Here is a 13497-nt window from a genome sequence, read left to right on the forward strand (position 1 = left end):
TATGACGGAGACTCAACCCCTGCGGGTGGGCATGGTGGGCTATGCCTTTATGGGCGCCGCCCACTCGCACGCCTGGCGTACCGCGCCACGCTTCTTTGATCTTCCCCTCGTTCCGGAACTGACCGCTGTGGCGGGCAGGAACGAAGAAGGTGTGCGGGCAGCAGCCGGCAAATACGGCTGGGCATCCATCGAGACCGATTGGCGGCGGCTCATTGAACGCGATGACATTGACCTCATCGACATCTGCACGCCCGGTAATACCCACGCCGACATAGCCATCGCGGCGCTCGAGGCCGGCAAGCATGTCCTCTGCGAGAAGCCCTTGGCGAACTCCGTGGAAGAAGCCGAAAAGATGACGCAGGTGGCCCAGGCAGCGGCCCAACGCGGAGTATTCTCCATGTGCGGGTTCAGCTACCGGCGCACCCCCGCCCTGGCACTGGCCAAGCGGATGGTGGACGACGGTCGCCTCGGCAGCATCCGACACGTCCGTGCCCAGTACCTTCAGGACTGGCTCAGTGACGCCGACGCTCCGCTGACATGGCGGCTTGACAAGTCCAAATCCGGGTCCGGTTCGCTCGGCGACATCGGTGCGCACAGCATCGACGCCGCCCAGTGGATCACGGGACTGAACGTCAGCGGGGTTTCGGCGCTGCTGGAGACCTTCGTGAAGGAGCGCCCCGTGGGCGGGGACCTTGTGGGCCTGGGCGGTCACGGCGGAGCGGACGGTCCGCGTGGACCGGTCACCGTGGATGACGCCGCACTGTTCACGGCCCGTTTCGAGGCCACGCCCGACGCCGGTGCTGACGCAGGCTCGGGAGCCGGCGGCGCCGCCGGGCCGATCGGCATCTTCGAAGCTACCCGTTTTGCCCTGGGACGTAAAAATGCCATGCGCCTGGAACTCAACGGCACCAAGGGATCGATCGCCTTCGACTTCGAGGACATGAACTCCCTGCAGTTCTACGATTCCGCGCTGGAACCTGATGCGGGCTTCCGCAAGATCATGGTCACCGAGCCGTCCCACCCCTACACGGGCAACTGGTGGCCCACGGGTCACGGCCTCGGCTATGAGCACGGTTTCACGCACCAAGTGGTGGACCTGGTCACTGCCATCGGCGCAGGCGAGCAGCCCACGCCGTCGTTCGCTGACGCTTTGCAGGTGCAAAAAGTGCTCGCCGCAGTGGAGGCGAGCGCAGAGAACGCAAGCCGCTGGCAGAACGTGTGAAAGGAACCATCATGAACCGACCCATTACCCTGTTCACTGGTCAGTGGGCCGATCTTCCGTTCGAGGAAGTGGCGCGGCTGGCCGGCGAGTGGGGCTTCGACGGTCTGGAGATCGCCTGCTGGGGTGATCATCTGGACCCGCAGCTCGTAGTTGAGGATGACCGATACCTGCAGGGCAAGCTGGACATCCTGGAGAAGCACCAACTGAGTGTTCACGCGATCGCCAACCACCTCACGGGACAAGCGGTGTGCGACAACCCCATTGATGAACGCCATCAGGACATCCTCAGCCCTTCAGTCTGGGGCGATGGTGAGCCGGAGGGGGTCCGTCAACGGGCCGCGGAAGCCATGAAGACCACCGCGCATGCTGCGGCACGGCTGGGGGTGAAGACGGTCACCGGATTTACGGGTTCATCCATTTGGAAGTGCGTGGCCATGTTCCCGCCCGCATCCGAAGCCATGATCGAACGCGGCTACCAGGACTTCGCGGACCGTTGGAACCCCATCATGGACGTCTTTGACGAAGTGGGCGTCCGGTTCGCGTTGGAAGTCCACCCCTCGGAGATCGCCTATGACTACTGGACCGCCAAACGTGCGTTGGACGCGATAGGCAACCGGGAGAACTTTGGCCTCAATTTTGACCCCTCCCATTTCATCTGGCAGGACCTTGACCCTGTGATGTTCCTCCAGGACTTTGCGGACAAGATCTTCCACGTCCACGTGAAGGAATCAGTCCGCCAACTCAACGGACGGAACGGCCGGCTGGGTTCCCACCTGCCGTGGGCTGATCCCCGGCGGGGGTGGGACTTCGTCACTGCCGGTCATGGCGACGTGAACTGGGAGCCGATCTTCCGCACACTCAATGCCATTGGCTATGAAGGCCTTACCAGCATCGAGTGGGAGGACGCCGGCATGGACAGGTTGCTCGGCGCTCCCCAGGCGCTGCGCATGGTCCGCGATCTTGCGGCCATACGCCCTCCGGCTGCCGCTTTCGATGCTGCCTTCGCAACGCGCTGATCGCAACAAGCCCTGACTCAATGACAAACGCCTCGAAATGAAGGAAACCATGACAAGCAACAACAAGACAGCGCTGGTGGTCCGCGGCGGCTGGGACGGACACCAGCCGGTGGAAGCCACAGAGCTGTTCATCCCCTACCTGAAGGACAACGGCTACGACGTCCGGGTGGAGGAATCCCCCAAGATCTATGCCGACCCCGAATACATGGCCACTGTTGACCTGATCGTGCAGTGCATGACCATGACCAGCATTGAGAAGGACGAATTTGAGGGCCTGCGTGCTGCTGTTGAAAACGGCACCGGCCTGGCTGGTTGGCACGGTGGAATCGCTGATTCCTACCGCAACAACTCGGACTACCTGCACCTGATCGGCGGCCAGTTCGCCTGCCACCCCGGCAAACACGCCGATGAGCAAATCGGAGAGCAGTCGGACAACTACGTCCCTTACACCGTCAATATGCTGCCCGCCGCCTCCGAACACCCCATCACGCGGGGAATCGGTGACTTCGACCTCGTCACGGAACAGTACTGGGTCCTGTCCGATGACTACATTGATGTCCTGGCAACCACTACCCAAAAAGTTCGCGAGTGGGATCCATGGAACCGCGAAGTCACCTCGCCGGCCATCTGGACCCGCCAGTGGGGCAAGGGCAAAATCTTCGTCTGCACCCCGGGCCACCGCGTGGAAATCCTCCAGGACAGCAACGTTCGCACCATCATTGAAAGGGGCATGCTGTGGGCCTCCCGATAACCCCGGCCAAGCCGATGAACACCTCCTCACCGCTCAATACCTCTTCACCGCTCAACGTGGGAGTGATCGGTTGCGGCGCCATCATTGCCCAGTACCTGAGCAACTTCCGCCGTCTCGATTCGATCAACCTGGTGGCCGTTGCGGACCTCGACCCGGCCAGGGCGCAGGCGGTTGCCGATTCGTACGACGGCGTCCGGGCACTGTCCGTGGACGAACTTTTGGCCGCCGATGATGTGGAACTGGTCCTGAACCTCACCATCCCTGCCGCTCACGCTGACATCGCACTGCGGGCCATCGCGGCCGGAAAATCGGTTTACGGCGAAAAGCCGCTGGCTGCCACCACCACCGAGGCTCAGCAGGTGCTGCAGGCTGCCGCTGCGGCAGGAGTTACCGTGGGTTGTGCCCCGGACACCGTGCTGGGAACCGGAATCCAGACAGCCCGCAAGGCCATTGACGACGGACTGATCGGGGCGCCAATCTCGGCCACCGCCACCATGGCCACGCCGGGCCACGAGCGCTGGCACCCGAATCCCGATTTCTACTACCAGCCCGGCGGCGGACCCCTGCTGGACATGGGCCCGTACTACGTCTCTGCGCTGGTTACTTTGCTGGGGCCAGTGGTGTCGGTGGTCGGCGCGGCCAGCCACACCCGGAACCAACGCACCATCGGCTCAGGCCCGCGCCAGGGACAGGTGGTTCCGGTGGACATCGACTCGCACGTCACCGGTGTCCTGGTCCACGCATCCGGCGCGCTGTCCACCCTGTTCATGAGCTTCGACGCCGTCCAGACGAAGAGTCCCAACATTGAGATCCACGGCGAAACCGGGTCCTTGATCGTCCCGGACCCGAATCATTTCGACGGAGACGTGCAGTTGTTCGCACTCGGCGCCGAGGATTGGGAAACACTCCCCGTCTCTGCCGGCTATGTGGATTCCGGGCGCGGCTTTGGCATTGCGGACCTCGCCGCGACCCCGGCCGGGCAGGAACCCCGTGCCGGCGGCCAGCTGGCCTTCCATGCCTTGGACGTCATGGAATCGGTGCTGGAATCTGCCAAGAGCGGTCAGGCAGTGGCCATCAAGAGCACGGCCTCGCGGCCCCCCGTGGTTGAGCTGACGGAACTGGTTGAACTGGCGGAAATCCCGACGTCGGTGCTCACCTAGGGCTCTGACCGCCCCACGAATCCGGCTCTTGTGCGTTCCTCCCGCCGTACTGCGACGTGCGGGACGAACGAGGGCCGGATTCGTGCTTAGGGGCGGGCCCGGCGAAGCGTCGCTTGGGCGTGCTTGAGGATAGGGCCGTCGATCATCTTGCCCTTGAACTGGAAGACACCTGTCCCTGCAGCTTCTGCCGCGTTCAACAGTTCAGTGGCTTCGGCCACTGCTCCCGGAGTGGGTGCGTAGGCCTCCCGAACAACCGCTACCTGGTTCGGATGGATGCAGGCCTTTGCCCCGAAGCCACTGGACACGGCATCCCGCGACTCAGCCGCCAGACCTTCAAGGTCCGGGATGTCCACGTAGACGGAGTCGATTGCTTCCTTGCCGGCGGCTTTGGCGGCAAGCAGCACAGCGGAGCGGGAGTGCAGGGCCACAGCCCGGTACCCGCCGTCGTCGTACCTGCTGGAAAGGCCACCGAGGGAAGCCAACAGGTCCTCGGCACCCCACATCAGCCCTACGACGTTCGGCTCCGCTGCGATTGCCGAGGCGTTGAGAATGCCTGCCGCCGTTTCACACAGCGCGATGACCCGATAGCCCTCCAGAGACTTGAGCTGCGCAGCGCTCTCAGCCTTGGCGAGCATGACCGTGCGGTAGGGCGATGCGGCCAGGGCTTCGAGGTCCTCCTCGAACTCCGGCGTCCCCACGGGGTTGACCCGAACAATGGTGCGGTCCGGCTCCAACCCGTCTGTGCCTAACTGCGCCAAAATCGCGGCGCGGGCTCCGGGCTTGTCCGCTGGAGCCACTGCGTCCTCAAGGTCAAGGATGACGGCGTCGGACCGATCCGCCGCCTTTCCGAAGCGCTCCGGCCGGTCCGCAGGACAGAAGAGGAGGGCCGGACCCATGGTGAAGTGAGTTACATCGGAAGAGAGCATGAAAGTCCTTGCTGCTGGGTGCTGAGAAGTACTGGGGACGATGTAACGCCGGGATTCAGGACTGCGCGGCGTGCGCTTCCTTCGTCCACATCAGGCAGGTCCGGGTAGCCAGGGCCACCACTGCCCCGTCCTGGTTACGGCCGGTGTGCTGCATGGTCACCACGCCTTGACCGGGCCGCGAAGATGACAACCGTTTTCCCGTGATCACCGTTTCCGTGTACAGGGTATCGCCGTGATACAGCGGGTGCGGAAAAGTGACATCCGTCAGCCCCAACTGCGCAATAATGGTGCCTTGCGTCAGCTGTGTCACGGACTGCCCCACCATGGTGGACAGGGTGAACATGGAGTTCATGAGCCGTTGCCCGAACGGCTGGCCGGAACTCCACGCCGCGTCCAAGTGCAGCGCTTGGGTGTTCATGGTCATGGTGGTGAAGAGGACATTGTCCGTCTCGGTGACTGTCCGGCCGGGCTTATGGGCGTAAATCACGTCCTCTTCGAGCTCGTCAAAATAGAGACCGCGCTGCTCAACAACCCGCGTCATACAGTGAGCTCCTGGTCTTCCTCGAACAGTTCGGCACCGGTAGCGGCCAGGACGTCCTCAAGGGTGACATTGGGGGCCAGTTCACGCAGCACCAAGCGCGGGTCACCTTCGTCCTTGACCACATCGATCACCGCCAAGTCGGTGATGATCCGGTCCACGCAGCCTTTCCCCGTGAGTGGGAGGGTGCAGTCCTGGACGATCTTCGGACGGCCGTTGCGGTCCACATGTTCCATCATGACAATGACTTTTTTGGCACCGAACACCAGGTCCATGGCGCCGCCCATGCCCTTGACCATTTTGCCGGGAATCATCCAGTTGGCCAGGTCACCGTTCGCGGCAACCTCCATGGCACCCAAAACTGCCACATCCACGTGGCCGCCGCGGATCATGCCGAAGGACGCCGCGGAATCGAAGAACGCAGCCCCTGCGTTGGTGGTGACTGTTTCCTTGCCCGCGTTGATGAGGTCCGGGTCAATCTTGTCCTCGGCCGGGTAAGGTCCGACGCCAAGGATTCCGTTTTCGGAATGAAGGATGACCTCCACACCGCGGGGAATGTAGTTGGGGATCAGCGTAGGCATGCCGATGCCCAGGTTCACGTACTGCCCGTTAGTGAGTTCCCGGGCAACCCGGGCGGCCAGTTCGTTACGGGTCCAGCCTTTGGCTTCGTGATGTTCGACGTCGGCGCGACGGTACTCGTGCCGGACGGCTTCGGGGCGGGGCGGGATGTCGTGGTACGAGTTATCGGTCATCGTTGCGCTCCTGACAGGCTAGTACCCGACGGGCCTGCTGCCGGCCGGCTTTCGGCCGAAGTGGGGGTCAGAGCCACTGTCCGTTTCTCTATCCGCTTCTCACTGGATGTTGCCACCACCACCCGTTGGACGAAAATCCCCGGAGTGTGGATGTGCTCGGGGTCCAGCTCGCCGGGCTCCACCAACTCCTCCACCTCGGCAATGGTTGTTCTCGCCGCCATGGCACAGAGGGGGTTGAAATTCATTGCCGTCGCATGGAAAACAAGATTTCCGTGCCGGTCACCCTTCCAGGCATGGACCAGGCCGAAGTCCGGTGTCAGGGACTCTTCAAGCACGTAATCCGCGTCGTTGAAAGTGCGAACCTCCTTAGGGGAGGAAGCGATCGCCACGTTGCCGTCGGCGTCGTACTTCTGTGGAAGGCCGCCCTCGGACACCTGCGTTCCCACACCGGCCTTGGTGTAAAAAGCCGGGATGCCGGCACCGCCGGCACGGAGCTTCTCGGCCAAGGTGCCCTGCGGGGTGAGAACTACTTCCAACTCCCCCGACAGGTACTGCCGGGCAAATTCTTTGTTCTCGCCCACATAGGAGCTGATGGTCCGCCGGATTCGACCATCCTTCAGGAGAATGCCAAGGCCCCAGTCATCCACACCGCAGTTGTTGCTGACCGTTTCAAGCTCCGTGGTGCCCTGGCTGTAGAGGGCATCGATCAGTGAAACAGGAATGCCGCATAACCCAAAGCCTCCAACAGCCAACGAGGCACCGTCCGGGATGTCCTTCACCGCTTCCGCGGCGCTGGCAACAACCTTGTCAATCATCCTTGATCCTTCCCCTGCGGTTACAGACCCAGCTCGCGGGCGATGAGCATCAACTGGACCTCCGTGGTGCCCTCCCCGATTTCCAGGATCTTGGAGTCGCGGTAATGGCGTGCCACGGTGAATTCGTTGATGAAGCCATAGCCGCCGAACACCTGGGTGGCGTCCCGCGCGTTGTCCATGGCTGCCTCGCCTGCGACCATCTTAGCGATGGCCGCTTCGGTCTTGAACGGCTTGCCTGCCAGCATCCTGGAAGCTGCGTCGTAGTACGCCAGGCGCGCCGTGTGGGCCCGTGCCTGCATCCGGGCGATCTTGAATTGGATGGCCTGGTACTTGCCGATGTTCTGCCCGAACGCGCTGCGTTCCTTGGCATACTTCACGGACAAGTCCACGCATCCCTGGGCTGCGCCTGTGGCCAATGCAGCGATTGCGATGCGCCCCTCATCCAAAATGGACAGGAAGTTCGCATAACCACGCCCGCGCTGCCCCAGGAGGTTCGCCTCGGGAACACGGACATTGTCCAAGGTGAGCGGGTGGGTATCGGAAGCGTTCCAGCCCACTTTGTTATACGGCTTCTCCGCCCGGAAACCGGGCGTGTCCGCGGGCACAAGGATGGTGGAGATTTCCTTCTTTGTGCTGCCGTCAGCGTTCTCCTGCTGGCCCGTTACTGCCGTGACAGTGACCAAGGTGGTGATGTCGGTGCCGGAATTGGTGATGAACTCCTTATTGCCGTTGATGACCCATTCACCGTTTTCCAGATGGGCGTTGGTCTTGGTGCCACCGGCATCGGAACCTGCCTCGCGCTCCGTCAGGCCGAAACCAGCCAAGGAACGTCCGGACGCCAACTGCGGCAGCCACTCTTCTTTCTGCGCGTCCGTTCCGAAGCGGTACACAGGCATGGCGCCGAGCGATACCCCTGCTTCCAGGGTGATGGCCACCGACTGGTCAACTCGGCCCAGCTGCTCCAACGCCAAAGCAAGGGCAAAATAGTCTCCGCCCATTCCGCCGAACTCTTCAGGGAACGGCAGGCCAAACAAGCCCATCTCCCCCATCTGTTTCACAACCTCGTAAGGGAAACTGTGCTCTTCATCGTGCTTGGCGGAAACCGGGGCCACAACTTCGTCAGCGAACTCACGAACGGAGTCGCTGAGGTCCTGGTACTCCTCATTAAGTTCAAACGTGCTCATGGCTGGACTTCCTCGTCTGTGCTGGCGATCTCTGTGCTGGTCTCGTCTGTGCTGGTGGTCTCTGCGTGTACGTGAATGGTGGCGAGTACTTGGTCGGCTTTGACCAGGTCGCCTGGTTTGCTGGTGAGACGGACGGTCCCGGCAACGGCGGCCACCAGTTGGTGCTCCATCTTCATGGCCTCCACAGCAAGGAGAGCCTGGCCTTCCTCCACCGTGTCTCCATCGGCTACGGACACGGAGACCACCGTCCCGGGCATGGGTGAACGCACCTCCGGGTCCGTTGATCCCTCTTCGCGCTGGATACCGGCGAGCATCCGTCGCAGGCGATCTGCCCGGGTCAGGACCTCGAGCCTGCAGGACCAGCCATCATTGCCCACGAAGAGTTCACGGGCACTGATGCTCCCACCCGAAGCAGCACCTACCGCAAAGGTGACCGGGCCGTCGTCGAACTCCAGTGCGATGCTGTTTTCACCGCGATCCGCCACCCTCACCTGCACTGAATTCCCGCCGTCGACGGTCGCCGTCATGGTGGCGTTCTGTTCTGTGATGGACGCTGTGGAGGTGATGGACACTGTAGACAGGGCGCCTCCCTGAACACCCAACGTGACTGTCCACGCGCCTCGGGCACCAATACGCCATGAATCCGGTGTTGCCCATGCGTCGCCCGCCAGCGTCGATCCCGTACGCTCCAGCCATAAGGTGAGCGCAGCCGCGATCAGTTCGGCGGGTCCGGCGTGCCTGAACTGCATGGACGGCAGCCTGCGCTCAATCAGTCCCGTGTCGAGGTGCCCTGCGCGGACCTCCGGGTCCTTGATCAACAGCCGCAAATATTCAACGTTCGTGTCCACCCCCAACAAGGTGTATCGGCCCAACGCAGCGTCCAGGGTGCCGAGCGCCGCTTCCCGGTTGACGCCCCACGCGATGACCTTGGCCAACATGGGATCGTAATCCCCCGTGATCTCCAGATTGTCCCGCATGGCGGAATCGATCCGAACGTTCGCATGTTCCTGTTGCTTCCCGGACACGACCGCATCGGCCGGACCGTGCTCCGCGAGAGCCACGATCCGCCCCATCGACGGCATGAAGTTCCGCTCGGGCACCTCCGCGTAAACGCGCGCCTCAACGGCGTGGCCCTTAAGAACGACGTCGGACTGAGCCACCGTGAGCACCTCACCGGCGGCGATCCTCACCTGCCATTCCACGAGGTCGATGCCGGTGACCATCTCAGTAACGGGATGCTCCACCTGCAACCGCGTATTCATCTCCATGAAGAAGAACTCGTCGGGATGTTCGTCGGACACCAAGAACTCGACCGTTCCCGCTCCGCTGTAATTGACCGAACGCGCTGCGTTGCAGGCGGCCTCCCCGATACGGGCCCTTTGAGCAGCGCCATCCGGCAGCGATTCAAACAGCGCAGACGGGGCTTCCTCGATGACCTTCTGGTGGCGTCGCTGTAGGGAGCACTCCCGCTCGCCAAGGTGAATGACGTTGCCGTGGTTATCGGCAAGCACCTGGACCTCGATGTGACGTGGGGCGCGGATGAGCCGCTCAAGGAAGAGCGTGTCGTCGCCGAAAGCGGAGGCTGCAACCCGCCTTGCCGTAACGAGCGTGGAAGCCATGTCCTCCAGCTTTTCCACCACGTGCATCCCTTTACCGCCACCACCCGCGGACGGTTTGATCAGCAAGGGGAACCCGACTCCAGGTGCCGCCTGGATCAGTTCCTGATCGCTGAGTCCTGGTTGTGCGATGCCCGGAACGCAGGGGACGTCATAGGCCATCACGTGGTTCTTGGAACGGATCTTGTCGCCCATCACCTCAATGGCACCGATTCCGGGACCAATGAACGTGATACCCGCAGCGTCCAGCGCCTTGGCGAACTCCACATTCTCGGACAGGAAGCCATAGCCGGGGTGGACAGCTTCCGCGCCGCTGCGACGACACGCATCGATGATGGCGTCGATCTTCAAATAGCTCTCAGCTGGCGCGGTGCCACCAATAGCGACGGCGGTGTCAGCGAGGGCTACGTGCTTGGCATTCTTGTCGGCATCCGAGTAGACGGCGACCGAGCGGATACCCATGTCCCTCAGGGTCCGGATGACACGGCAGGCGATCTCGCCACGATTGGCAACGAGGACTGCGCTGAAGGTCCGGGATTGTGCTGCCGGGGTTGGCGGTGCTGTGGTTGCTGTTGGCAGAGTCATGGTCACATCCTGAAGAGACCGAAGGAGGTCTCGGGCAGTTGTTGGCGAGAGACAACGTCCAGGGCCATTCCCAGGACACGGCGGGTGTCAGCGGGATCGATGATCCCGTCGTCCCACAGCCTCGCGGTGGAGTAGTAGGGGCTTCCCTGGTCTTCGTATTGCTGTTTGATGGGGGCTTTGAAGGCTTCCTCGTCATCGGTGGACCATTCCTGTCCGGCCGCCTCGTACTGGTCCCTTTTGACTGTGGCGAGGACGCTGGAGGCCTGGTTTCCGCCCATCACAGAAATACGGGCGGCCGGCCACATCCACATAAACCGCGGCGAGTACGCCCGGCCGCACATGGAGTAGTTGCCTGCGCCGAAGGACCCACCGATCACTACAGTCAGTTTCGGCACGCGTGCCGTAGCTACGGCGGTGACCATTTTGGCGCCGTTCTTGGCGATGCCGCCTTGCTCGACGTCTTTGCCCACCATGAAGCCGGAGAGGTTCTGGAGGAAGATCAGGGGAATGCCGCGCTGATCGCAGAGCTCGATGAAGTGGGCTCCCTTGAGCGAGGATTCGCTGAAGAGGACGCCGTTGTTGGCCACGATGCCCACGGGGTGGCCGTGCAGGTGCGCGAACCCGGTCACCAGGGTGGTGCCGTAGTTCTTCTTGAACTCGTGGAACTCCGAACCGTCCACCAGCCTGGCGATCACTTCGCGGACGTCGTATTGGGCGTTGACGTCCGTGGGAACCACACCGTAGATCTCTGAGGGGTCGACGACGGGCGGCAGGACGACGTCGGACACGTCCCAGGCCGGCTGTGCCGGCTTCGGCAACGTGGCCACAATGTCCCGGACAATTTCCAAGGCGTGTTGATCATTCTCGGCCAGATGGTCCGTGACCCCGGAAATCCTCGAGTGGACATCACCGCCACCCAATTCCTCCGCGGTGACGATCTCGCCGATGGCAGCCTTAACCAAAGGCGGGCCGCCCAGGAAGATGGTGCCTTGGTTTCTGACGATGACTGTCTCATCGCTCATGGCCGGCACATAGGCGCCGCCGGCCGTGCACGATCCCATTACGGAAGCAATCTGCGGGATCTTGGCCGCGGACATTTTGGCTTGGTTGTAGAAGATCCGGCCAAAGTGCTCCTTGTCCGGGAAAACTTCGTCCTGCTTGGGTAGGAATGCTCCCCCGGAATCCACAAGGTAAATGCACGGAAGTGTGTTCTCCAGCGCGATTTCCTGGGCGCGGAGGTGCTTCTTCACGGTCATGGGATAGTAGGTGCCGCCCTTGACCGTGGCGTCGTTGGAGATCACCAGCACATGGCGGCCATGGACCAGGCCAATGCCCGCAATGACCCCGGCGCCCGGAGAATCATCGTTATACATACCGTTCGCAGCCAAAGGCGCGATCTCCAGGAACGGGCTGCCCTCATCGAGCAAGTAGTCGATCCGTTCCCTCGGCAGCAGTTTCCCGCGGGCGATGTGCCGCTCCCGCGACTTGGCGGGACCGCCGAGGGCCGCCGTCGCCAAACGCTCCTTCAATTCCTCCACCAAGGCCAGCTGCGACTCCTGGTTGGCTTCAAAGGTGCCGGCAGCGGCTCCCGTCAGGCTGGAAATTGTCTCCATTGACCCCTGTTCCATTCCGGCCACAGGCCATTTCGGTTAGTGCCACGTAACTGAAATTTAGGTTAGTCTGTATTAACTGTGATGTCCAGCACAGTCGGGACCAGAGGTGCCGGGCATGGCCTGGCGCAAGGAGGAAGTCGTGGCCGCAGGTCAGGAAGCAAGCATCAACAGCACCCGAGCCGCCGCCACGCAACGCGGACAAGCAAAGGAGCTCCGGAGGCTGAGCTTGTTGTCGGCGGCTGCAGGATTGTTTGCCGAGAACGGCTTCACCCGCGTGTCCCTCGAGGACCTCGGAGCAGCAGCAGGCGTCAGCGGACCCGCCGTCTACCGGCACTTTCCCGGCAAACAAGCAGTCCTCGGCGAACTTCTCCTCAGCGTCAGCCGCGACCTGCTGGACGGCGGATTACGTGTGGTGTCGGAATCCGAGGACCCCTTGAGCGCCCTCAAGGGGCTGATCCGGTTCCAGGTTGACTTCGCGCTGAGTAATCCTGACGTCATCCGGGTCCAGGACAGGGACTTCGGCAGCCTCAGCGACGCCGACCAGGCAGAAGTCAGATCGCTCCAGCGCAGTTACGTCGAAACGTGGGTGGACGTCCTGGCACGGATCCACACCGACGTGGACGTTCCCGGGTTACGGGTTCGGGCGCACGCAGCGTTTGGGCTCATTAACTCCACACCCCACTCAGTGCGCCACCACGGCAGGAAGATCGCGGTGAAATCAGCCCGGCCCATCCTGGAACAGATGGCCCTGGCGGCCCTGACATCCGCCTGATTTTGCGCTTCCCGCGGTGGGTGTTGCTGGGACAGTTGACGCCGTCACCAACTCCCAGCTAAAAATGTCAGACCCCGGTGAAATGATTAATTCATGGAGAAACTGGCGCAGTCGGGGGCATCATGGGCGGAATCGTCCCCCGCTGTCGCTGCGCTGATTGCGGCCCGTTCGAAGCGGGTTATGAGCACACCGCATTTGGTGAAGGCTGGGTTCAAAGACTCGAGGGCGCCCATCACTGTGATGGAACACTTCCACTGCGCAGGCCGTCTCTACGATACTGGCCAGCTCGACGCCGACCGGTGGCGCGCACACGCAGGGCGGCCCAACAGTACCGGCCCGCTCAACGCTACTGTCGGGCTCAGCAGTAGTGGCGGGCTCAGCAGCCCAAAACAGCTCCACGAGGCCAAGTCAGCCCGGGCTTCAGAGTTCACGGACGGCCCGAGTGAAAGCACTGCGGCCACTGGCGCCCCTCAGCCTACGCAGGGCGCCCAACAACGCCGCATCTACACCCGCCCCATGGCGCGGAGAACCGACCAGCTGTGACCCT

At 62.5% G+C, this 13497-nt stretch carries 13 protein-coding genes; 6 read left to right on the forward strand and 7 right to left on the reverse strand.

Annotation, left to right across the window (positions count from 1 at the left end; all coding sequences use genetic code 11):
- Nucleotide 1 precedes the first annotated feature (1 nt).
- From BACI9J_RS14220 to BACI9J_RS14235, 4 genes are read left to right on the forward strand one after another with little or no spacing between them, the layout of a single operon-like run.
- Nucleotides 2-1222 carry a Gfo/Idh/MocA family protein gene (locus BACI9J_RS14220; protein ID WP_159734948.1) on the forward strand — a complete coding sequence of 407 codons (1221 nt, stop codon included), beginning with the start codon at nt 2-4 and terminating at the stop codon, nt 1220-1222.
- Between the two features lie 11 nt (nt 1223-1233).
- Nucleotides 1234-2238, forward strand: a complete 1005-nt coding sequence (locus BACI9J_RS14225; protein WP_159734949.1) for a sugar phosphate isomerase/epimerase family protein — start codon at nt 1234-1236, stop codon at nt 2236-2238.
- A gap of 49 nt (nt 2239-2287) precedes the next feature.
- Nucleotides 2288-2989: a ThuA domain-containing protein gene (locus BACI9J_RS14230; RefSeq protein WP_159734950.1), complete on the forward strand. Its 702-nt coding sequence runs from the start codon at nt 2288-2290 to the stop codon at nt 2987-2989.
- Nucleotides 2974-4149: a Gfo/Idh/MocA family protein gene (locus tag BACI9J_RS14235; RefSeq protein WP_442858642.1), complete on the forward strand. Its 1176-nt coding sequence runs from the start codon at nt 2974-2976 to the stop codon at nt 4147-4149. The genes BACI9J_RS14230 and BACI9J_RS14235 overlap by 16 nt, the downstream gene beginning before the upstream one ends.
- 86 nt (nt 4150-4235) lie before the next feature.
- Here BACI9J_RS14235 and BACI9J_RS14240 read toward each other — a convergent pair whose 3' ends face one another.
- The 7 genes from BACI9J_RS14240 to BACI9J_RS14270 are packed head-to-tail and all read right to left on the reverse strand — an operon-like array spanning nt 4236 to nt 12178.
- The gene (locus BACI9J_RS14240) at nt 4236-5075 is read right to left on the reverse strand and encodes an HpcH/HpaI aldolase/citrate lyase family protein (RefSeq protein WP_159734951.1); all 840 of its coding nucleotides are present in this window, start codon (nt 5073-5075) and stop codon (nt 4236-4238) included.
- 55 nt (nt 5076-5130) lie between these two features.
- A complete protein-coding gene (locus BACI9J_RS14245; RefSeq protein WP_159734952.1) occupies nt 5131-5616 on the reverse strand; it encodes a MaoC family dehydratase in 486 nt (161 codons plus the stop codon).
- Nucleotides 5613-6365 (reverse strand): CoA transferase subunit B, encoded by a 753-nt coding sequence (locus tag BACI9J_RS14250; protein ID WP_159734953.1) that lies wholly within the window; start codon nt 6363-6365, stop codon nt 5613-5615. Before BACI9J_RS14250 ends, BACI9J_RS14245 begins: the two co-directional genes overlap by 4 nt.
- Nucleotides 6362-7180: a CoA transferase subunit A gene (locus tag BACI9J_RS14255; RefSeq protein WP_159734954.1), complete on the reverse strand. Its 819-nt coding sequence runs from the start codon at nt 7178-7180 to the stop codon at nt 6362-6364. Before BACI9J_RS14255 ends, BACI9J_RS14250 begins: the two co-directional genes overlap by 4 nt.
- A 20-nt stretch (nt 7181-7200) precedes the next feature.
- A complete protein-coding gene (locus BACI9J_RS14260) occupies nt 7201-8364 on the reverse strand; it encodes an acyl-CoA dehydrogenase family protein (protein ID WP_159734955.1) in 1164 nt (387 codons plus the stop codon).
- Nucleotides 8361-10565, reverse strand: coding sequence for an ATP-binding protein (locus tag BACI9J_RS14265; RefSeq protein WP_159734956.1), 2205 nt, complete (start codon nt 10563-10565; stop codon nt 8361-8363). Before BACI9J_RS14265 ends, BACI9J_RS14260 begins: the two co-directional genes overlap by 4 nt.
- Before the next feature lie 2 nt (nt 10566-10567).
- The gene (locus BACI9J_RS14270; RefSeq protein WP_159734957.1) at nt 10568-12178 is read right to left on the reverse strand and encodes a carboxyl transferase domain-containing protein; all 1611 of its coding nucleotides are present in this window, start codon (nt 12176-12178) and stop codon (nt 10568-10570) included.
- A 115-nt stretch (nt 12179-12293) separates the two neighbouring features.
- On the opposite strand from BACI9J_RS14270, the gene BACI9J_RS14275 reads away from it, so the two are divergent.
- Nucleotides 12294-12950, forward strand: coding sequence for an SACE_7040 family transcriptional regulator (locus tag BACI9J_RS14275; RefSeq protein WP_159734958.1), 657 nt, complete (start codon nt 12294-12296; stop codon nt 12948-12950).
- Between the two features lie 93 nt (nt 12951-13043).
- Complete coding sequence (locus tag BACI9J_RS14280; RefSeq protein ID WP_201296710.1) at nt 13044-13493, forward strand: hypothetical protein; 450 nt, start codon at nt 13044-13046, stop codon at nt 13491-13493.
- Nucleotides 13494-13497: the final 4 nt, after the last annotated feature.

This window comes from Arthrobacter sp. 9V (assembly GCF_902506065.1).
In the GTDB taxonomy this organism is placed as follows: domain Bacteria; phylum Actinomycetota; class Actinomycetes; order Actinomycetales; family Micrococcaceae; genus Arthrobacter.